At 69.7% G+C, this 20,713-nt stretch carries 18 protein-coding genes; 9 read left to right on the forward strand and 9 right to left on the reverse strand.

The annotated features are described in order from the left end of the window. Nucleotides 1-55 precede the first annotated feature (55 nt). Entirely contained in the window at nt 56-2,347 is a 2,292-nt protein-coding gene (locus tag ACWCRB_RS34580; protein ID WP_450999836.1) for a bifunctional glycosyltransferase/CDP-glycerol:glycerophosphate glycerophosphotransferase, read from the forward strand. Here ACWCRB_RS34580 and ACWCRB_RS34585 read toward each other — a convergent pair. Then, nucleotides 2,337-2,750: an organic hydroperoxide resistance protein gene (locus ACWCRB_RS34585; RefSeq protein WP_369037480.1), complete on the reverse strand. Its 414-nt coding sequence runs from the start codon at nt 2,748-2,750 to the stop codon at nt 2,337-2,339. The genes ACWCRB_RS34580 and ACWCRB_RS34585 overlap by 11 nt on opposite strands. Nucleotides 2,751-2,861: 111 nt before the next feature. On the opposite strand from ACWCRB_RS34585, the gene ACWCRB_RS34590 reads away from it, so the two are divergent. Next, complete coding sequence (locus tag ACWCRB_RS34590; RefSeq protein WP_450999837.1) at nt 2,862-3,356, forward strand: MarR family winged helix-turn-helix transcriptional regulator; 495 nt, start codon at nt 2,862-2,864, stop codon at nt 3,354-3,356. A gap of 3 nt (nt 3,357-3,359) precedes the next feature. Here the strand turns inward: ACWCRB_RS34590 and ACWCRB_RS34595 are convergent, their stop codons facing one another. Then, nucleotides 3,360-4,943 carry a glycosyltransferase family 39 protein gene (locus ACWCRB_RS34595; protein ID WP_450999838.1) on the reverse strand — a complete coding sequence of 528 codons (1,584 nt, stop codon included), beginning with the start codon at nt 4,941-4,943 and terminating at the stop codon, nt 3,360-3,362. Between the two features lie 61 nt (nt 4,944-5,004). On the opposite strand from ACWCRB_RS34595, the gene ACWCRB_RS34600 reads away from it, so the two are divergent. Beyond that, complete coding sequence (locus tag ACWCRB_RS34600) at nt 5,005-6,297, forward strand: glycosyltransferase 87 family protein (protein ID WP_450999839.1); 1,293 nt, start codon at nt 5,005-5,007, stop codon at nt 6,295-6,297. Nucleotides 6,298-6,355: 58 nt separating this feature from the next. Beyond that, nucleotides 6,356-7,345 carry a UDP-glucose 4-epimerase GalE gene (gene galE, locus ACWCRB_RS34605; protein ID WP_450999840.1) on the forward strand — a complete coding sequence of 330 codons (990 nt, stop codon included), beginning with the start codon at nt 6,356-6,358 and terminating at the stop codon, nt 7,343-7,345. On the opposite strand, the gene ACWCRB_RS34610 is transcribed toward galE, so the two are convergent. The 3 genes from ACWCRB_RS34610 to ACWCRB_RS34620 form a co-directional block, all read right to left on the reverse strand. Then, complete coding sequence (locus tag ACWCRB_RS34610; RefSeq protein WP_450999841.1) at nt 7,329-8,105, reverse strand: class I SAM-dependent methyltransferase; 777 nt, start codon at nt 8,103-8,105, stop codon at nt 7,329-7,331. The two genes, galE and ACWCRB_RS34610, sit on opposite strands and share 17 nt — an antisense overlap. 34 nt (nt 8,106-8,139) lie before the next feature. Next, nucleotides 8,140-8,784 carry a LuxR C-terminal-related transcriptional regulator gene (locus tag ACWCRB_RS34615; RefSeq protein ID WP_369037475.1) on the reverse strand — a complete coding sequence of 215 codons (645 nt, stop codon included), beginning with the start codon at nt 8,782-8,784 and terminating at the stop codon, nt 8,140-8,142. Between the two features lie 62 nt (nt 8,785-8,846). Further along, entirely contained in the window at nt 8,847-9,998 is a 1,152-nt protein-coding gene (locus ACWCRB_RS34620; RefSeq protein WP_450999842.1) for a histidine kinase, read from the reverse strand. On the opposite strand from ACWCRB_RS34620, the gene ACWCRB_RS34625 reads away from it, so the two are divergent. Together ACWCRB_RS34625 and ACWCRB_RS34630 are read left to right on the forward strand one after the other, a co-directional pair. Beyond that, nucleotides 9,997-10,128 (forward strand): hypothetical protein, encoded by a 132-nt coding sequence (locus ACWCRB_RS34625; protein WP_369037473.1) that lies wholly within the window; start codon nt 9,997-9,999, stop codon nt 10,126-10,128. The two genes, ACWCRB_RS34620 and ACWCRB_RS34625, sit on opposite strands and share 2 nt — an antisense overlap. 40 nt (nt 10,129-10,168) lie before the next feature. Beyond that, nucleotides 10,169-10,357, forward strand: coding sequence for a hypothetical protein (locus ACWCRB_RS34630; protein ID WP_369037472.1), 189 nt, complete (start codon nt 10,169-10,171; stop codon nt 10,355-10,357). Nucleotides 10,358-10,424: 67 nt separating this feature from the next. Here the strand turns inward: ACWCRB_RS34630 and ACWCRB_RS34635 are convergent, their stop codons facing one another. Further along, nucleotides 10,425-11,060 (reverse strand): TetR/AcrR family transcriptional regulator, encoded by a 636-nt coding sequence (locus ACWCRB_RS34635; RefSeq protein ID WP_450999843.1) that lies wholly within the window; start codon nt 11,058-11,060, stop codon nt 10,425-10,427. Nucleotides 11,061-11,225: 165 nt separating this feature from the next. Between ACWCRB_RS34635 and ACWCRB_RS34640 the strand changes: the two genes are divergently transcribed. The 3 genes from ACWCRB_RS34640 (at nt 11,226) to ACWCRB_RS34650 (ending at nt 13,676) form a co-directional block, all read left to right on the forward strand. Next, the gene (locus ACWCRB_RS34640; RefSeq protein ID WP_450999844.1) at nt 11,226-12,158 is read left to right on the forward strand and encodes an ABC transporter permease; all 933 of its coding nucleotides are present in this window, start codon (nt 11,226-11,228) and stop codon (nt 12,156-12,158) included. Continuing rightward, entirely contained in the window at nt 12,151-12,993 is an 843-nt protein-coding gene (locus ACWCRB_RS34645; protein ID WP_450999845.1) for an ABC transporter ATP-binding protein, read from the forward strand. The genes ACWCRB_RS34640 and ACWCRB_RS34645 overlap by 8 nt, the downstream gene beginning before the upstream one ends. Nucleotides 12,994-13,343: 350 nt before the next feature. Then, a complete protein-coding gene (locus tag ACWCRB_RS34650; protein WP_450999846.1) occupies nt 13,344-13,676 on the forward strand; it encodes a type II toxin-antitoxin system PemK/MazF family toxin in 333 nt (110 codons plus the stop codon). Nucleotides 13,677-13,783: 107 nt separating this feature from the next. Here ACWCRB_RS34650 and ACWCRB_RS34655 read toward each other — a convergent pair whose 3' ends face one another. The 3 genes from ACWCRB_RS34655 to ACWCRB_RS34665 form a co-directional block, all read right to left on the reverse strand. Beyond that, on the reverse strand, nt 13,784-14,227 hold the full coding sequence (locus ACWCRB_RS34655; RefSeq protein ID WP_450999847.1) for a GtrA family protein: 444 nt from the start codon (nt 14,225-14,227) through the stop codon (nt 13,784-13,786). 137 nt (nt 14,228-14,364) lie between these two features. Further along, the gene (locus tag ACWCRB_RS34660) at nt 14,365-19,332 is read right to left on the reverse strand and encodes an NAD-glutamate dehydrogenase (protein WP_450999848.1); all 4,968 of its coding nucleotides are present in this window, start codon (nt 19,330-19,332) and stop codon (nt 14,365-14,367) included. 473 nt (nt 19,333-19,805) lie between these two features. After that, nucleotides 19,806-20,471 carry an HAD family hydrolase gene (locus tag ACWCRB_RS34665; protein ID WP_450999849.1) on the reverse strand — a complete coding sequence of 222 codons (666 nt, stop codon included), beginning with the start codon at nt 20,469-20,471 and terminating at the stop codon, nt 19,806-19,808. Between the last annotated feature and the right edge of the window lie 242 nt (nt 20,472-20,713).

The raw sequence follows: 20,713 nt of genomic DNA on the forward strand, positions 1-20,713 counted from the left end.
ATCGGCCGTTTCCGGGCAGTATGCCCGCGCCGACCCGCCGACCCATGGATGTGTCTTGCCCAGGTTCAGTGTCATCGTCCCCGCGTACAAGGTTCAGGCGTATCTGCAGGAGTGCCTGGAATCGGTGCTCGGCCAGTCGTATCCGGATCTCGAAGTGATCGCCGTCGACGACTGCTCGCCCGACGCCTGCGGTGCGCTCGTCGACGAGTTCGCGGCGCGCGACGCCCGGGTGCGCCCCGTCCATCTGCCGGAGAACGGCGGGGTGGGCGGGGCGCGCAACGCGGGGATCGAGCACGCGACCGGGGACTATCTCGTCTTCGTCGACGGCGACGACACCCTCGCCCCGGACGCGCTGCGGGCCATCGCCGACCGGATCAAGGAGGCGGGCGACGCGGACGTCGTCGTCTACGACCACGCGCACGCCCTCTGGACCGGCGAGACCGTCCGCAGCCCGTTCCTCGGACAGCTCACCGAGCAGGGTCCGGCCCCCTTCCGGCTCGACGACCGCCCGTTGCTGCTCAAGCTGCCGATGGTGGTCTGGAACAAGGCGTACCGGCGGGAGTTCGTCGAGCGCGAGGGCCTCACCTTCCCGTCCGGCGCCTACGCGGACCTCCCCTGGACGGTCCCGGCCCTGCTGGCCGCCGAGTCGGTCGCGACCCTGGACCGGGTCTGCGTACACCACCGCAGGCCACGAAAGACCGCCGACGCCCCCGCCGACACCGTCTCCGGAAGCGGCCACTTCGACATCCATGAGCAGTACGACCGGATCTTCGCGTTCGTCGACGCGCGCCCCGAACTCGCGCACTGGCGGCCGGTGTTGTTCCGCCGGATGGTCGACCAGCTGATGTCGGTACTGGGCCGCCCGGACCGGCTGCCGCGCACCGCCCGTGCCGAGTTCCTGCGCAAGTCCCGTGCCCACTACCGCCGTTACCGCACCAAGGGTGCCGCCGTACCGCTCCACGCCCGGCTCCGGCACCTGCTCGTCCGGACGGGCAGCTACCGCACGTATCGGGCGGTGCGTCTCGCGTCCGCCCTGCGCCGGCACACCACGCGCTTCGTCAAGTCCCTTGCCCGGAGCGTCCGTTCGGCCGCGCTGAAGCTGCACTACCGGGTCCAGCGGCGGCTGCCGCTGCGCGCGGACCGGGCCGTGTTCACCAGTCACTCCGGGCGCGGGTACGGCTGCAATCCGGGCGCCCTGGAATCCGCGTTCCGCTCCTTCGTGCCGGGCATGCGGACGGCGTGGGTCGCCCGGCCCGAGCACCATCACACGCTCCCGACGGCGACCGCCCGGGTCCGGCCCGGCACCGCCGCGTACTGGACGGCGCTGGCCCGCTCCAAGTACCTGGTGAGCAACGTGAGTTGGGAGGAACGGTTCGCGAAGCGGGCCGGGCAGGTGGTGATCCAGACTCAGTACGGAACCCCGCTGAAGCGGATGGGCCTCGACCTCCAGGACCGGCCGGCCGCCGCCCGTGACACCGACTTCACGGCGCTCCTCGCGGACGTCGACACCTGGGACCACTGCCTGTCGGCCAACCGCCACTCCACCCTCGTATTCGAGCGCGTCTTCCCCGGCGACTACGGCACCCTCGAAACCGGGCAGCCCCGCAACGACGTGTTCCAGCAGGCGACTTCGGCGGACGTGACCCGGCTGCGCGAGTCGCTCGGCATCCCGGAGGGCTCGGTCGCGATCCTGTACGCGCCGACCCACCGCGACTACCTCCGCGGCCCGCGCCAGACGCTCGACCTGGAGCGGATCCTGCGCCAACTCGGCCCGCGCTACGTGCTGTTGACCCGCGCCCACCGCATCTACGGCGCCCCGCTGACACACACCTCCGGCGGCCGGCTCATCGACGTGACCGACCATCCGAACGTCGAGTCGCTGTGCCTGGCCTCGGACGCGCTGGTCACCGACTACTCGTCGCTGATGTTCGACTACGCCAACCTGGACCGGCCGATCGTGATCCACGCGGACGACTGGGAGGCGTACGAGGCGGCCCGTGGCACCTACTTCGACCTGCGCGCCTTCCCGCCGGGGGCGATCTCGCGCAGCGAGGACGAGCTGATCGACATCTTCGCGACCGGCCACTGGCGCGGCTCGCGCTCCACGCAGTTGCGGACCGCGTTCCGCGAGCGGTTCTGCCCGTACGACGACGGGCGAGCCGCCGAACGGGTCGTCCGGCGGCTGGTGTTGGGCGAGACGGCCGGGGCGGCGTCGGTCACTCCGCTCGCCGAGCGCCACCCGGTGCCGTCGGCGGCCGCCGCGTTCGGCGGCGCACCGCTCGCGAGCGTGGAGCGTCTTGAGCCGAGCACCGACGTACTGGATGCGGCCGGCGGTACTACTCGATGACGAGGTCGACCTCGATGTTGCCGCGGGTCGCGTTGGAGTACGGGCAGACCTGGTGGGCCTGCTCGACCAGCTTGCGGCCGGTCTCCGCGTCGATGGAGTCGGGCAGCTCGACGCGCAGCGCGACCTTGAGGCCGAAGCCCTCGCCCTGCTTGCCTATGCCGACCTCGGCGGTCACGGCGGCGTCGCTGAGGTCGACCTTGGCACCCCGGCCGACCAGGCCGAGCGCGCTGCCGAAACAGGCGGCGTAACCGGCGGCGAAGAGCTGCTCCGGGTTGGTTCCGGCGCCGTTGCCACCCAGCTCCACCGGCATGGCCAGCGGGAGGTCCACCTTGCCGTCGGAGCTGACGGCGCGGCCCTCGCGGCCGTGCGTGGCGGTGGCGACTGCGGTGTAGATCGCGTCCATGGAACCCGTCCCTCTCATCGAAGTTCTCGTGTCGTCGAAGTTCTCGCGGAGCCCCTTGCGGGGTTCCGTACGGAGATAACTTAAGCACACAATTCAATTGTGCACAACTAGATGACGGGCAAGAGGTATCCTGGAGGCATGTCAGCAACCTCCGCCACCTCCGCCGAGGACTTCCTCCGTCTCGATCAGCAGATCTGCTTCTCCCTGAACGCGGCGTCGCGCGCCTTCAACGGCGTCTACCGCGTGGTCCTCAAGGACCTCGGGCTCACCTACCCGCAGTACCTGGTGATGCTCGTCCTCTGGGAGCACGGCCAGCTGCCCGTGAAGAAGGTCGGCGAGCATCTGCGCCTCGACTCCGGCACGCTGTCGCCGCTGCTCAAGCGGTTGGAGGCGGCCGGTCTTGTCCGGCGTGAGCGCAGTGCGCGGGACGAGCGGTCGGTGGAGGTGCGGGCCACTGAGGAGGGGGTTGCGCTGCGCGAGCGGGCGCTTCAGGTGCCTCGGCGGATTGTGGCGGCGACGAGCTTTGACGTGGAGGAGATTCGGGCGTTGCGGGCGCGGTTGGATGAGCTGACCAACGCTCTCGATGCTGCGGCGCTTGAGGCTTAGTGCTCAGGGTTGTCGGGTTGGTGCGGCGCCGTGGGGGCTGGTCGCGCAGTTCCCCGCGGCCCTAAAAGGGGCGCGTTTGTACAGCCGGAGTGTTACGCCGCTGCCCCTGAACTCCCGGGTCGGTGTGAACTGCTCCTGCACCACCGCCCGTTTGAGTCGGTCGGTCTGGGTTTCCGGGTGCCAGGTCGGGTTCAGGGCGTATGGCTCCGCGACCAGCCACACCTGGTTCAGGCGCGCCAACTGTCGGCGCAGTGTGGCCGGGTCGACCTCGACGCCGTACAGGGTGCCGGAGGTGCGCGCCGACTCGGCGAGGGCCACGTCCCGGATTCCTCTGAAGCCCTTCGGGTACGCCAGGGCCGAGCGGCGGCCGAGGGATGGGAGGAACAGGACCGGGTCGCCGGGGCGCAGTTCGCGGGACGCCAGTGCGGAGGCGGTGGCGAGGTTGGCGCCGCCGCGGTGGGCCATCGTCCGGTCCTGGCGGAGGAGCGGGAGCTGGTGTGCGCAGACCAGGGCCACCGCCAGTGCCCCGGCCGCCGTGACGGTCGCGCGGCGCAGGCTCGGCAGGGCCCGTGCGATGCGGTCGGCTCCGGCGGCGACCAGGAGCGGGGCGCCGGCCAGGGCGTACAGGACGTAGCGGTCGTCGTAGAGCGGCGACCACTGGGAGACCGTCATGAGGATCGCCGGGGGTACGAGGAGCAGCGGGAGGGCTACGGCCGCCAAGGGTGGCTCGGCGCCGGGGCGGGTGGGCCAGGGGCGGCGCAGGGCCACGTACATGAGGATCAGGCAGGGGGCCAGGATCTCGTCCGTCGGGCCGACGAACTGGCGTACGAGGCGGTCGACGCTGGCCTGTCCGGGTGGCCGCAGCCAGGCCACCTGCGCGGACTGGGCGTGCGAGAGCAGTGCCAGTGGGAGCAGCGTCAGCGTCACGGCGCCGGACGCGCACAGCCAGCGCGTCCACATCCGTCGGGGGACGCGGGCCAGCGCGAGGGTCACGGCGTGGGCGAGGAGGAGCAGGACGGCGAACTCGTGGAAGAGACAGGTGACGGCGAGGACCACTCCGTACGGCGTCCAGGAGCTGCCCGCGAGTGCCCGTACGAGCAGCAGCGTCGCGCCTGTCGCACCGGCCGCGACCAGGGCGTACGACCGGCCCTCCTGGGCGTAGTGGCCGACCATCGGTGTGACCGCGTACAGCAGACCGGCCCAGAGGCCGACACGCGGGGAGACCAGCCGGGTACCGAGGGCCGCGACCAGACCGGCGGTCGCGGCGGCGGCGAGGACGGACGGGAGGCGGAGCAGCACCTCGCCGGGGTGGACGGCGAGGACGGGCCGCATGAGCAGGTAGTACAGGCCGTGCACGGCGTCGACCTCGTGCAGCAGCCGCCAGATCTGCGGGACCGTGCGCCGCGCGACCTGGAAGGTGGCGGCCTCGTCACGCCATATGCCGCCCCGGTCGAGCCCCCAGCAGCCGATCGCCAGCATGACGGCCATGGGGATCACGGGGACCGCGACGGCGGCTGTCTTCTTGTCCAGCCCCCTCTTCGTCCCCTTGTTCTTGTTCATCCCCTTGTTCATCGGCCTGTTGATCACGGGATTGATTTTGTGCGATTAGACAACCTTGGGCGGCGATTGGTGCCGGATTGACGTGAATATGGCATCCGTGCGGCTTACGATTCCGGCCGTGACGAGACCCCCGACCAAGAACCGCCACCTCCTCACCCTCGCCGTCGGCTGGGCCGTCTCCCGGGCCCTGATGCTGTGGCTGCTGGTCCACGACGACTTCCCGCTGCTCGGTGGCGGCGGGGTGGCGCGTGAGGTGCAGCGGCTGTATTTCCGCTGGTACGGCGTCCTCACACAGGGCGCCTTCCCCGTGGACGACACGCTGTGGCAGTACCCGCCGGGTGCGGGTCCGGTGCTGCTGTCGCCCGCGCTGCTGCCGCCTCTGACGTACTTCGAGGCGTTCGTGGCGCTCACGCTCGCCACCGACGCCCTGGTCCTGATCGCCCTCACGCGCGCGGGACGGCGTCCCGGGCGTTCCCTGCGCGGTGCCGTCTATTGGACGGCTGGTCTGCCGCTGCTCCTCCAGGTGCCGCTCGCGCGCTACGACGTGCAGGTCACGGCGTTCGCCGTCATCTCCCTGTTGACGTTGTCGCGCTCCCCGCGCGCGTGCGGCGCGTTCGCGGCGCTGGGCGCCCTGGTGAAGGTCTGGCCCGCGCTGGTGCTGGTGGGTCTGCCGAGGGGCCGTACGACCCGGTCGGCGTGGACGTCCGCGACGGTCACGGCGACGGCCGCGCTGGCCGTCCTGGCGGTGGCTTTCAGCGACCCGTTCTCCTTCCTGCGCCAGCAGGGCGGGCGGGGCGTGCAGATCGAGTCGTTCGGCGGTACCGCGCTCTCCCTCGCCACGCGCGCCGGGTGGGAGGGGCGCGTGCGCTACCAGTACGGCGCGATGGAGTTCGTGGGCCCGTACGTGTCGTCCGTGGCCGCGCTGTCCCTCGGCCTGACGGTCGTGGCGTTCGGGCTCCTGCTGCTGTGGCGGGTACGGGCCCGGCACTGGACGGAGGCGACGCCGTTCGACGCGGCGCTGACCGCCGTACTCCTCTTCACGATCACCAGCCGGGTTATCAGCCCGCAGTACATGGTCTGGCTGCTCGGCCTGGCCGCCGTCTGCCTGACCTCGCGGCGCACCAGCCAGCGCCCGGTGGCCTGGCTGCTGCTGGCGGCCACCGCGGTGACCAGCGTCGACTACCCGGCCATGTACGCCGAGGTCATCGAGTGCAGCTGGACGGGCGTGGCGGTGATGGTCGTACGCAACGGCCTGCTGGCAGCGGCGGCGGTCACGTCCTTCGTACGGTTGTGGCGAGCGACCCGCCCGGCCACGATTCCGCACCCTTCACCGCCCGCGTCCGTCGCTTCACTCCCCGAGCGGGAACTAAGTACGCCTTAAGGGGAGTTAGCTGACAAAGCCCGAGCGACCACCCGACCACACGAGGGGACGACCCCATATGACCTGGCTGATCACCGGCGGCGCCGGCTACATCGGGGCGCATGTCGTCCGCGCGATGACCGAGGCGGGCGAGCGGGCCGTGGTGTACGACGACCTGTCCACCGGTATCGCCGAGCGGGTGCCGGACGGCGTGCCGCTGGTCGTCGGCTCGACCCTGGACGGCGAGCGGGTGGCGCGCGCCCTGCGGGACCACGAGGTGACGGGCGTGGTCCATCTGGCGGCGAAGAAGCAGGTGGGCGAGTCGGTGGACCGCCCCCTGCACTACTACCGGGAGAACGTGGAGGGGCTGCGCGTCCTGCTGGAAGCGGTCACGGCGGCCGGGGTCGCCTCGTTCGTGTTCTCGTCGTCGGCTGCTGTGTACGGGATGCCGGACGTGGATCTGGTGACGGAGGAGACGCCGTGCGTGCCGATGAGTCCGTACGGCGAGACGAAGCTGGCGGGTGAGTGGCTGGTCCGCGCGACGGGCCGGGCGACGGGCCTGTCGACGGCGTGCCTGCGCTACTTCAACGTGGCCGGCGCCGCGACCCCGTCCCTGGCGGACGTGGGCGTCTTCAACATCATCCCCATGATCTTCGAACGGCTGACGGCCAACGAACCCCCGCGCGTCTTCGGCGACGACTACCCGACCCCGGACGGCACCTGCGTACGGGACTACATCCACGTGACGGACCTGGCGGAGGCCCATGTGGCGACCGCCCGGGCGCTGGAGGCGACGCCGGGTCGCGCGCTCACCCTCAACATCGGCCGGGGGGAGGGGGTTTCCGTCCGCGAGATGATCGACCGGGTGAACGAGGCGACGGGCCACACCCTGCCCCCGGTCGTGGCCCCGCGCCGCCCGGGCGACCCGGCGAGGGTCGTGGCCTCGGCCGACCGTATCGCCACGGAACTGGGTTGGAAGGCGAAGCACGACGTCCAGGACATGATCACCTCGGCGTGGGAGGGCTGGGTGCGCCTGCACCCGGAGGCGGAGACTACGCCTGGGCCGTAGCGACAAGGAGCGGCTGAAAGAACCCGGTCGCGGCAGGCTCTCCCCAAGTCACCTCGGAGAAGCCGGAGTCGCTGACGAACGCGGCCAACTGCCGCTGCCGAAGCGCCCAGTAGGTGGCCCGCCGCACCCGCACGGCCCACCCCTCCTCCCCTTGCTCCTGCAGCACGAAGTGCTCCAGGTCGTACCGCTCCCCGTCCGCATGCCAGTCCCAGAGCTGGAATCCGACGGCACGCCCGCCCCCGGCCCGGGACACGCTGGGCGGGGTGGCGGCGGGCCGCTCGGCGAGGATCTCGTCGTACGGCCGCGTGCTGACCACCAGCAGCCCGCCGTCCCGCAGCACGCGCCGCATGTCGACGAGAGCGGCACGCACATCCGCCTCGGTGAGCAGATGGGGCAGGGCATTGTCGGCACAGACGACGACATCGAACTGCCCATCCCCGAAGGGCAGTTGCCGCATGTCACCGACAGCGCCCCGCACCCGCACCCCCCGATCGGCGGCCTCCGCCACAGCCCGTCCGACGGCCACCCCACTGACATCGCTCCCGACGACGTCGTACCCCCGCAGCGCCAGCCCGACGGCCTGCGTCCCGATCCCACAGGCGCAGTCGAGCACCGCCCCGGCACCCGCCCCGAGCCGCTCCCTGATGACCCGGTCGAGGGCCGCACCCTGCCGCGCGATGCTGGCGTCCCAGTCGGCGTAGAGGAGGTGGTAGTCGGGGGCGAGTTGGTCGTAGAAGCGGGCGACGGGGGAATCGGCCATGCGGGCAGGCTAGCGAGGGCGGTGTCCAGGGGGCCTACTGGTTGTTCAGATACGCCAGTACCGCCAGCACCCGGCGATGTCCGCTGTCGCTCGGCGGCAGGCCCAGCTTCAGGAACACGTTCCCGATGTGTTTGCTGACCGAGCGTTCCGTGACCACCAGGGTCTTGGCGATCATCGTGTTGTCGTGGCCCTCCGCCATCAGCTTCAGGACCTCACGTTCGCGCGGGGTGAGGGAGTCGAGGGGGGAGTCGCGGCGGCGGGTGAGGAGTTCGGCGACCACCTCGGGGTCGAGGGCCGTGCCGCCGGCGGCCACCCGGTCCAGGGCGTCGAGGAACTCGTCGACCCGGCCGATGCGGTCCTTGAGCAGGTAGCCGACGCCGCTCGCCCCGCCGCCCAGCAGCTCCGCCGCGTACGACTCCTCCACGTACTGGGAGAGGACCAGCACCGGGAGGCCGGGGATCTGTTCCCTCGCCTCCAGGGCCGCGCGCAGGCCCTCGTCGCGGAAGCCGGGGGGCATCCGGACGTCCAGGACGGCGGCGTCCGGACGGTGTTCGAGGAGGGCCGGGAGTACCTCGGGGCCACTGCCCACTTCGGCCAGGACCTCGTGCCCGGCCGACGTCAGCAGCAGGACGAGCCCTTGTCTGAGCAGGGCGTTGTCCTCGGCGATCACTACACGCATGACGGTTCGTTCTCCATCCGGTCATCCGGTCCAGCTGCTCGACCGCTCTGCGGCATGCGCGCTCACCATACGCAGGGCAGCTCCACGTCGATCACGGTCGGGCCCCCTACGGGGCTCGACACCTCCACGTTTCCGTCGAGCGCGGCCACCCGGCGGCGCATCCCGAGCAGTCCGGTGCCGCCCTTCTCGTCGGCGCCGCCCTGGCCGTGGTCGCCCACCCGGACCTTCAACCCCCTTGGTACACGGGCGAGTTCGACCCAGGCGGTCGGCGAACCGCTGTACTTCGCCGCGTTCGTCAGCGCCTCGGCGATCACGAAGTAGGCGGCGGCCTCCACGGCCGCGGGTGCCCGTACGCCGTCCTCGACACCGTCGTCGACCACGCCGACCTCCAGGCCGCTGCTCGACGCCAGGGCCCGTACGGCGCCCACGAGACCCCGGTCCGTGAGGATCGGCGGATGGATGCCGCGCACCACGTTGCGCAGTTCGGTCAGCGCCTCCTCGGCCTGGTCCTGGGCGTCCTCCAGCAGCTTGCGGGCGGCCTCCGGGTCACGGTCGTACGCCCGTTTCGCGAGGCCGATCCGCATGGACAGGGAGACCAGGCGGGCCTGGGCGCCGTCGTGCAGGTCGCGTTCGATGCGCCGGAGTTCGGCTCCGTGCGCGGCGACCGCGTCGGCGCGGGTCGCCTTCAGCTGCTCGACGCGCTCGACGAGATTCGCCTTGGGCGAGGGCTTGAGCAGGGTGGCCGACCAGGAGGCGTCGAGGTCGGCGAGCTTGCTGATCAGGGGGAGGACGACCGCCTCGCGGCGCAGCAGTCCGCACCACACGCCGTCGACGACCAGGCCGACCGGCCAGAGCGGGATCATCAGCAGCGGCAGAGCCCCGTACACATAGTGGGCGAGCATCCAGCGCAGGTCCGTGCGAGTGCCGGGGTCGCGGACCACCGTGCGCAGCTTCTCCTTCAGCTTGCCCTGGATGGGCAGATACGCCTCGGGGATCTCCACGCCCGACCACTCGGTCGCCATCCGCCGCTTGGTGCCGGCGAGCCGCCGGATGAGCAGGACCGTCTCGGGCAGCAACCCGATACCGATGACCGCGAGCGAGACGGTGGCCGTGATCAGCAGGACGGTGACGAATATGTACGAGCCGAAGGCCAGGATCGCGACCGCGACCAGCTGGACCGTGGCCCGCGCTGCTTGCCGCAGTGTCTTCCACATGGCCATCAGGCTAGGCGACGGCATCGCCGGTGCGCGGGAGACCCTGCCCCCGGGTGAGGGTGTAGCCCGCTACACCATGGGTTCGGGAGAGCACTCCCTCGTGGCGGCGGGCGGATCCCGGGATCGTTGATCTCGGAAGCACACCGCTCCCCCCTCCGAAAGGCAATCCCATGAAGGCGCTGCTCTCGTCCCGTCCGGTCCTCTGGTTCCTGTTCCTCTTCAACCTCGCCGTGGCGGCCGTCGCGCCCTTCGCGGTGGACGGTGCACAGGGCATCGCGACCGCCGTCGGCATGGGCGTCGTATCACTGGGCGCGGGGTCGGCCCTGCTGAAGGGGCGGGGGCAGGCGCAGCAGGCCTGAATCAGCGGCGGGAACGGGGGCGGGCGGTGACCGATGGTCACCGCCCGCCCCCGTTCCCGTACGTGCTCTACAGCGCCTTGAGCGCCGCCGTGGTCGCCCGGGCCAGCGACCCCAGATACCCCTTGGGCAGCTTCGGGCTACGGATGACCACCGAGCGCCAGTAGAGCGGCCCCGAGATCAGATCGAGGGCCAGGTCCGCGTCGATGCCCGAGCGGACCTCGCCCCGCGCCTCCGCCGCCGCGACGATCCCGCTCGCGACGCCTTCCTGCCCCTCCCGCAGCGCCTTCTGCATGGCCTCGGCGATCTCCGGGTTGCGGGCCGCCTCCGCCTGGAGGTCCGGGATGATCTGCGAGGCCACCGGGTGGCGCAGGGCGCGGGACGTCAGCTCGTACAGCAGCCGCAGATCGCCCTCCAGCGTGCCCGTGTCCGGCGCCGGCAGCCCCTGCACGGCGATCGCCGAGACCAGGTCGAGGACCAGGTGCAGCTTCGAACGCCAGCGCCGGTACACCGCCGTCTTGCCGACGCCCGCCCGGCGCGCGATGCCCTCGATGGACATCCGGGCGTATCCGACGGCCGCCAGCTCCTCGAACACGGCCGCGCGAATGGCCTCCGTCACGTCCTCCCGCAGTACGGCGGCCCCGGCGGGGGCCCGGCGGCGGGTCCGCGCCGGTGCGGTCCCGGGCTCGTCGGCGTTCGTCGTCATACGGACCAGCATAGGGGCGTCACGACGAAACGGTTGCGTTCCGACGCAGAATCGGAATACGCTCCCGTTACGACGATACGGTCCCGTCCCGACGTAAGAGTTTGGCAAGAAACGCGTAAGACACCCCCCCCTCCCTCTCCACTCCCCCAAGCGAAAGCAGCGGATGTGAGCCAGGTCCTCCACACACCGCCCCAGTCCACGCCACCCGCGGCACCGGTCGTCCCGCCCGAGGGCGACCTCTCGGCGTACGCCCTCCGGCACGGCCTCTCGGTCAGCGGCGCCCGGCCCAGCCTGCCGACGTACGTCCGTCAGCTCTGGGCGCGGCGCCACTTCATCACCGCGTTCGCCACCGCCAAGCTGACCGCCCAGTACAGCCAGGCGAAGCTCGGTCAGGTCTGGCAGGTGATGACCCCGCTGCTCAACGCGGCGGTCTACTACTTCATCTTCGGCGTCCTGCTGGGCACCAAGCACGGCGTGCCGGACTACATCCCGTTCCTGGTCACGGGCGTGTTCATCTGGACGTTCACGCAGAGCTCGATCATGGCGGGCACCCGCGCGATCGCCGGCAACCTCGGCCTCGTACGGGCCCTGCACTTCCCGCGCGCGGCCCTGCCGATCTCGTTCTGCCTCCAGCAGCTCCAGCAGCTGCTGTTCTCGATGGCCGCGCTGATCGTGATCCTGCTCTGCTTCGGCATCCCGATCAGCGTCTCCTGGCTGCTGGTCGTCCCCGCCCTGGTACTCCAGTTCGTGTTCAACGCGGGCGTGTCGATGATCATGGCGCGGATGGGCGCGTCCACTCCGGACATCGCCCAGCTGATGCCGTTCGTGCTGCGCACCTGGATGTACGTGTCCGGGGTCATGTGGAGCATCGACAAGCTGGCCACGAAGGACAACCTGCCGCACGTGGTGTCGGTGCTGCTGGAGACCAACCCGGCCGCGATCTACATCGACCTGATGCGCTTCGCGCTGATCGACAGCTACCACTCCAGCCAGCTGCCGGCGCACGTCTGGCCGATCGCGACCGGCTGGGCGCTGCTCGTCGGCGTCGGCGGCTTCATCTACTTCTGGAAGGCTGAGGAGACGTACGGCCGTGGCTGAGAACCCGAGCACGAACCCGAACACGGACGAGAAGCAGACCGAGAACCCGGGCGAGCAGATCCCCACCGTCGTCGCCGACCACGTCGACATCGTCTACCGGGTCAACGGCACGGGCGCCGGACGCGGCACCGCGACCGCCGCCCTCAACCGGATGCTGCGGCGCAAGCAGAGCGAGAAGGCGGCCGGGGTGCGCAAGGTGCACGCCGTCAAGAGCGTCTCCTTCGTCGCCTACCGCGGCGAGGCCATCGGCCTGATCGGCACCAACGGCTCCGGCAAGTCCACGCTGCTCAAGGCGGTCGCGGGCCTCCTCCCGGTGGAGCACGGCCACATCTACACCGACGGCCAGCCCTCCCTCCTCGGCGTCAACGCGGCCCTGATGGGCGACCTGACGGGCGAGCGCAACGTCTATCTCGGCGGTCTCGCGATGGGCATGTCCCGGGAGCAGATCAAGGAGCGCTACCAGGGCATCGTCGACTTCTCGGGGATCAACGAGAAGGGCGACTTCATCACCCTCCCCATGCGCACGTACTCCTCCGGCATGGGCGCCCGGCTGCGCTTCTCCATCGCCGCCGCCAAGGACCACGACGTCCTGCTGATCGACGAGGCACTGGCGACCGGCGACCGCTCCTTCCAGCAGCGCTCCGAGGACCGCATCCGCGAGCTGCGCAAGCACGCCGGCACGGTGTTCCTGGTCAGCCACAACAACAAGTCGATCCGGGACACCTGCGACCGCGTGCTGTGGCTGGAACGCGGCGAACTCCGCATGGACGGCCCGACCGACGACGTACTGAAGGAGTACGAGGCCTTCACGAACCGCCCGGCCAAAGCCGCCTAGTACTCCAGCCGTAGCTCGTGATCTTCATGCTTGAGCGGCTTGTCGTCGGTAGTGGCTGGTCTGGGATCGGGCCTGGTGGCGGCGCCGCCAGACGGACCGGCCAAGCCGGTGGACAGCCGAGTACCAACTTCCGGGCTCGGCGCCGGGATTCGACCCCCGTGAACCGTCCCGCTATCCGGCTCATCAGGCCCTCGAACGCCTCCTGCCAGTGGGCAGGGTTTACGCTGAGACCTGCGGCCACCGCGTGATCCTCAGTCTTCACACACCGATGATCAACAGTGGCCGCACCCGTCTCCACAGCGCGTCAGGCTCGCGCAGCGTCCGTCTGCCGTCCTGTGTCTGGAGGACTTGTGCAACGTGGCGAAGTCTGGTGGGTCCAGTTCGACGAGCGGAGGTTGGTCGTACTGCTGTCGGGAGACGACGCGTCCGGGATCCGGGTGATGCAGGTCGTCGCTCCGGCGGGCGTCGACATGGGCGGTCTGGGCATCGAAGTGATGGTGGGCGCCGGTGAAGGAGTGCCGTTCGAAGGCGTGCTGCGGCTCGCGTTCCCGCGTCCAGGCTTCACCCCTTGCACGTGGCTGACCACTGTGTCACGGGACGACCTGATAGAGCGGGCGGCCGTCCTGTCCTCGGCGAAGCTCAGCGAGATCGACGATGCCCTCCGACTCGCTGAACTCGGGTAGAAGGAGAAGGAGCCGACGGCGTGGGCGGTCTCGGCCAGATGGTCGACGCTGTCCGACTGTCGCCTCGGCGCCCCCCACCATCGAGATCACGATCCACGGCTGGAGTACTAGTGGCGGAAAACCCACGTCCGATAAACAAGGAACCGGAACCCGGAAGCCAGCACGATCGAGACACCCTTCACGACATTCGACTCGACCGGCCCGTGCAGTCCCAGCCCGTGATAACCGATGTAGAACAGCCCGCTCTCCATCGCGATGCCGATCGCGCTGAACACGAAGAACAGCGCGATCTGTTGCCTGGTACGTGAGGCCCTGTCCCGGTACGTGAAATAGCGGAAACCCAGGTAGTTACTGCCCATGGCGATCAGGCTGGCCAACACGGTCGCCGTCATCGCCCGCCAACCGAGCCCGTGCAGCAGCAGGTTGAAGAACAGGAAGTTCACGAGCACACCGCTGCCGCCGACGGCCCCGAATTTCACCGCTTCGAGGATTACGCGCCGCACCGGCCGGACAGGAACCGAAATCGGGTTCTCGGAGACATTCACACTCACGCCCGCGACTTTATCCGAGGTGTCCCGTCTAGCAGGAAAGGGTAAATTCCCTGTCTGCTTTTCTCTAACAGTTGTCAAGAAAAACGGGGGCGCCCCGAGCCGTGACGGCCCGGGGCGCCCCTCTCCACGTGTACCGCCTACGAATGCGTCCGCAGCAGCGTCCGCATGGTGCGCATCGCGACCGACAGGTTCGCCAGGTCGAAGGCGTCCGAGCTCTGGATCTCGTCCAGGGTCGTGCGCGCCCGGCCCAGGATCGCCGCGTTCTTCTCCTCCCACGCCTTGAAGCGCTGCTCGGGCGTCGACGAGCCGTTGCCGACCGCGAGGACGTCCGCCGTGAGCGCCGAGTGGGCCGCGTACAGGTCCTCGCGGATGGAGGCGCGGGCCATGGACTGCCAGCGGTCGGCGCGCGGCAGCTCGATGATGCGGTCCATCAGCTGGGTGATGTGGAGACGGTCGGCGAGGTCGTAGTACACCTCGGCGACGTCCATCGGCTTACGGCCCATCCGGTCGGCGACCGAGACGATGTCCAGCGTCGGGAAGGCGGACGAGAAGCCCGCGACCCGGGTGGCGAGTGCGTCGGGGACACCGGCGCCCGTCAGCTCGTCGTAGATCTTCTGGTACCAGTCGAGATCCGCGCCGCGCAGCAACTTGGGCAGCTGGGACCAGACTTGACCCACCCGCTCGCCGAAGAACTCGATGGTCTCCGTGAGTTGGAGCGGCTGGGGGCGGTTGTTGAGCAGCCAGCGGGTGCCGCGCTCGACAAGTCGCCGCGAGTGCAGGCGGATCCGGGTCTGGACGGCGGCCTCGACCGTGTTGTCCAGCGCCTCGACCCCGTCCCACACCGCGCCGGAGTTGAAGATCGCACGGGCCGCGGTCTGCGCCCGCACCACCTCCTCCAGCGAGGCGCCGGTCTCCTCGCGCAGCCGGTGCAGGAAGCTCGTACCGCCCGTGTTGACCGTGTCGTTGACGAGGACCGTCGTGATGATCTCTCGGCGCAGCGCGTGCCCGTCGATCTGCTCGGGGAACTTCTTGCGCAGCGCGCTCGGGAAGTAGGCGTCCAACAGGCGGCGCAGATACGGGTCTTCGGGGAGCGAGGTGCGCAGCAGCTCGTCCGCGACCGTGATCTTCGTGTACGCGAGGAGCACGGCCGTCTCCGGACCGGTCAACCCCTGCCCGCCGCCGAGCCGTTCGCGGATCTGCCGGTCGGTCGGCAGGAATTCGAGCGCCCGGTCCAGGTGCCCCTCCCTGACCAGGTGGCGCATGAAGCGCTGCTGGGCGTGGAGCATGTCCTTGGACTGGGCGAGGGCGTTGGCGATGGCCGTGTTCTGCGCGTAGTTGTTGCGCAGGACGAGCTTGCCGACCTCGTCGGTCATCTTCGCCAGCAGCGTGTTGCGCTGCTTGACGGTCATGTCGCCTTCCGCGACGAGGGAGTTGAGCAGGATCTTGATGTTCACCTCGTGGTCGGAGGTGTCCACGCCCGCGCTGTTGTCGATGGCGTCGGTGTTGATCTTCCCGCCGCGCTGCGCGAACTCGATCCGCCCGAGCTGGGTGAGCCCGAGGTTGCCGCCCTCGCCGACGACCTTGACGCGCAGGTCGCCGCCGTCGACGCGGATGGCGTCGTTGGCCTTGTCGCCGACGTCGGCGTGGGACTCCGTACTCGACTTGACGTACGTGCCGATGCCGCCGTTCCACAGCAGGTCGACCGGCGCCTGGAGGATCGCCTTCATCAGGTCGGCCGGTGTCATCTTGGCGATCCCGGCCTCGATGCCGAGGGCCTCGCGGATGTGCGAGTTGACCGGGATGGCCTTGGCGGTGCGGGGGAAGATGCCGCCCCCGGACGAGATCAACTGGCTGTCGTACTCCGCCCAGCTCGACCTCGGCAGCTCGAAGATCCGCCGCCGCTCCGCGTACGAGGTGGCCGCGTCCGGATTCGGGTCGATGAAGATGTGCCGGTGGTCGAAGGCGGCAACGAGCCGAATGTGCTCGGAGAGCAACATGCCATTCCCGAACACGTCACCGCTCATGTCACCGACACCCACGACGGTGAAGTCCTCGGTCTGCGTGTTGACGCCCAGCTCACGGAAGTGCCGCTTGACGGACTCCCAGGCGCCCCGCGCGGTGATGCCCATGCCCTTGTGGTCGTACCCGGCCGAGCCACCCGACGCGAAGGCGTCGCCGAGCCAGAAGTTGTACGCCTGGGCGACCTCGTTGGCGATGTCCGAGAAGGTCGCCGTGCCCTTGTCGGCGGCGACGACGAGATAGGTGTCGTCCTCGTCGTGCCGGACGACGTCGGCGGGCGGCACGACCTCGCCGGCCACCAGGTTGTCGGTGATGTCGAGGAGCGCCGAGATGAACGTCTTGTAGCTGCGGACCCCCTCGGCGAGCCACGCGTCCCGGTCCACGCTCGGATCCGGCAGCTGCTTGGCGACGAAGCCGCCCTTGGCGCCGACCGGCACGATGACGGTGTTCTTCACCATCTGCGCCTTGACCAGCCCGAGGATCTCCGTACGGAAGTCCTCCCGCCGGTCCGACCAGCGCAGCCCGCCGCGCGCGACCTTTCCGAACCGCAGGTGCACGCCCTCGACCCGCGGCGAGTACACCCAGATCTCGTACGCCGGACGCGGCGCCGGCAGGTCCGGGATGGCCTGCGGGTCGAACTTCATGGAGACGTAGTCGTGCGGCTTGCCGCCCGCGCTCTCCTGGTAGAAGTTCGTCCGCAGGGTCGCCTTGATGACGGTGAGGAAGGACCGCAGGATGCGGTCCTCGTCGAGGGAGGCCACCTGGTCGAGGGCCGCGTCCAGCTCCTCCATGAGCGCGTCGGTCAGCTCGACACCCGCCCGCTGCCGCTCCGGCGACATCCGCGCCTCGAACAGCGAGACGAGCAGCCGGGTGGTGTGGACGTTGTTGCGGAGGGTGTCCTCCATGTAGTCCTGGCTGAACGTGGAACCGGCCTGCCGCAGGTACTTGGCGTACGCCCGCAGCACCAGCGCCTGGCGCCAGTCGAGGCCCGCGCTCAGCACCAGCGCGTTGAAGCCGTCGTTCTCGGCCTGCCCGGTCCAGGTGGCCGAGAAAGCCTCCTGGAAACGCTCGCGGCCGTCGTCCCCGAGATAATCCCCGCCGCCGCTCAGCGACTTGGGCAGCCGGAGCCCGAAGTCGTAGATCCAGGCGGTGGTCCGGTCCGAGCAGCGCAGCTCGTACGGCCGCTCGTCGATCACCTCGACGCCGAGCCGGTTGAGGACGGGGAGTACGGCGGACAGCGAGACGGACTCGCCGGTGCGGTAGATCTTGAACCGGCGCTCACCGGGCGCGGCGCCCACCGGCTCGTACAGGCTCAGCGCGAAGTTCGTGCCGACGCCCAGCTTTTCGAGGTGGACGAGGTCGGCGACGGCGGCGCGCGGGTTGTGGTCGGCCTTGTAGCCCTCGGGGAAGGCGTTCCCGTACCGGCGCAGCAGTTCGGCGGCGCGCTCCTCGCCGCACTCGGCGTTGAGCGCCTCGGCGAAGGCGTCGGCCCAGGACCGGGCGGCCTCGACGAGCCGCGCCTCGATGCGCTCCTTGTCCCGGTCGGACAGCTGCGGCAGCTCGGTCCCCTGCGGAACGCGGACAACGAAGTGCAGCCGGGAAAGGATCGACTCGGTGTTCCAGGCGGTGAAGTCGACGCTGGTACCGCCGAGTTCCTCCTTCAGGATGTCGATGATCCGCAGCCGTACGCCGGTGGTGTACCGGTCACGCGGCAGATAGACGAGGGCGGAGTAGTAGCGCCCGTACTCGTCCTGCCGCAGGTAGAGCCGAAGCCGCCGCCGCTCCTGCAGATAAAGAACGGACGTGACAATCGACCGGAGCTCATCGGGCGGAGTCTGGAACAGCTCGTCGCGCGGGTAGGTCTCCATGATCTGGAGGAGGTCGCGCCCGTCATGGCTGTTGGGCGAGAACCCGGCGCCGCGCAGCACCTCGTCGACCTTGCGGCGGACGACGGGCACCCGGCGCACGGACTCGGTGTAGGCGGCGGAGGAGAACAGCCCCAGGAACCGCCGCTCCCCGACGACCTCACCGTTCTCGCCGAACTTCTTGACCCCGACGTAGTCGAGATAAGAAGGCCGATGAACAGTCGCCCGGCTATTGGCCTTGGTCAGGACGAGGAGCTTGTGCTCGCGGGCCTTGGCGCGGGCGTCGGCGGGCAGCCGCTCGAAGGAGGGGCTGACCGGATGGCCCTCGTGCTCGGAGTGGTGCGGGTCGGACCGCAGGATGCCGAGCCCGGTACCGGGCACAGCGGCCAGCGAATCATCTTCCCGCAGCTCGTACTCGCGGTAGCCGAGGAAGGTGAAGTGGTCGTCCGCGAGCCAGCGCAGCAGTTCGCGCGCCTCCTCGACGTCCTGGTCGACCAGGTCGTCGGCGGTGGGCTCCTTGGGCAGTTCCTCGGCGATGCGCAGCGCGGAGTCACGCATCTTCTCCCAGTCCTCGACGGCCTCACGGGTGTCGGACAGGACGCGCAGCAGGTCGTTGGTGATCTGCTTCAGATCCGCGCGGTCGGTCTCACGGTCGATCTCGACATGGATCCACGACTCGACGTGCGCGTCGTGCGGCAGCTCGGCGCTCGCCGCACTCCCGGTCGCCTGGGCGGGCAGCACCTCGACGAGCTTGCCGGTGAGGTCCCGTCGTACGACGAACTGCGGATGGACGACGAGATGGATACCGCGCCCCTGCCGGGACAGTTCGTTGGTGACCGAGTCGACGAGGAAGGGCATGTCGTCCGTCACGACCTCGACGACGGAGTGACTGCACGTCCAGCCGTTCTCCTCGACGGTCGGGGTGTGCACCCGCACGCTCGCCGTGCCCTGCGGCCGTGTCTCGCCCAGACGGTAGTGCGAGAAGGCGGCGCCGAAGACGTCGACCGGGTCGCGGCCGACGAGGTCCTCCGGGGCGGTGTGCAGGTAGTAGCGCTGGAGGAACGCGAGCACGGTGTCGTGGTCCGGGGTGCCGGGGTCTCCGCCGGGCGTGGTTGCACGTGTCGTCCCAGTCGGTAGGTGCCCCCCGACCGGGCTGTTCTCAGCTACCCGGGCGGCCCTTTCGAGCAGCTCGGTCTTGGCTTCGTCCAGCTTGGTCTGCATTGTCCTCTGGCTCCTGTCGCGCGTCGTTGCGTGACGTAGAAGGAAGTTCGGCTCCTCCTCCGGCACAACGCCACGACGCGGGGTCTCCGGTCAGTTCCGACGCTATGCCGCAGGGTGGGAAGAGCGGGGGGTTATCGGCCATTCTCGGCACCCCGACGGAGTGTGACGCTGCTCTCGGCAACGCCGGTCCATGGGATGCGTACGGCGTCCTGGGAACCCTCGGGGTTCCGTCCCTCCCGCGCCGACCAGCGATCACCGCCCGGGCACGGATGTGGTCCGTGCACTCCGGGCGCAGGGCAGGGGCGTAAGCGCCCCCGCGACGTATCGCGCTGATCACGCCACCAGGCTATCGCTCATGACGGGGGCCACGTCATGAGCCATTTGTGTACAAAAGCAGGCCGGGAAGTTTGACATTCTGAACAGTGGGAGAAGGAAGGAGCCCCAAACACCCCCGGACGACTGCGCAGACCGCCCTACGCGGCCAAGCGCTCGGCCTCCGCGACAGCCTCCTCCAGACTGTCCACCACAGGCACACCCACCGCTTCAAGACTGGCCCGCCCATGGGACCCACCGGTGTAGAGCACGGCCCGCGCCCCCACATGCCGGGCGGCGATCGCATCGTCGGCGGCATCCCCGATCACCACAGTACGCGCGGCCTCGACACCGGTGAGCGCACCGAGATGACGCACCATGTGCTCGGCCTTGCTGCCACCGGAAGGGCCCGTCCGCCCGTCGACGCGCAGGAAGTGAGCCTCGATCCCAAACCCTCTGACCAGCGGAACAAGTTCGTCATGCCCGTACATACTGAGAATGGACTGACTACGCCCGGCCGACTGCCACCCGGCAAGCAGATCCCGCGCCCCCACGGCCAGCTCGCACGCCACCCGGTGCTCCGCGTAATACCGATGAAAGATGTCATCCATGACAGCCCACTCGGCGTCGGTGGGCAACCGCCCGAGCAGCCGCTCATAGAACCGCGGCACGGGCACGCAGTACAGCTCCCTGTACTGCTCCAGCGTGATGGGCTCCAGCCCCAGCCCCCCGAACGCCGCGTTGGTCGCCCCTATGACGGCCTCGGTGTCATGAAACAAGGTCCCGTTCCAGTCCCACACGATGTGAGCCACTCCGTACTTCCCCATACGAAGAACGTACCTCCCACCACCGACACAGCCACAGACCAGGGCCTTCGGCCCGGCGGGGGCTGGATTTCCAGCCCGCCCGGGCCTTGATCTTTCAGCCCGTCCGGCGTTCGAGGACGAGCGCGTCATCCCGACTTTCCCACCTGCCAGCCCGTCCGGCGTTTGAGGACGAGGCCGTTCAGGCCGAAGCGGGGGTCTGGGGGCGGCAGCCCCCAGGGATGGGACGGGTAGGGGCGGCGGGG

This window comes from Streptomyces sp. NPDC002156 (assembly GCF_053593675.1).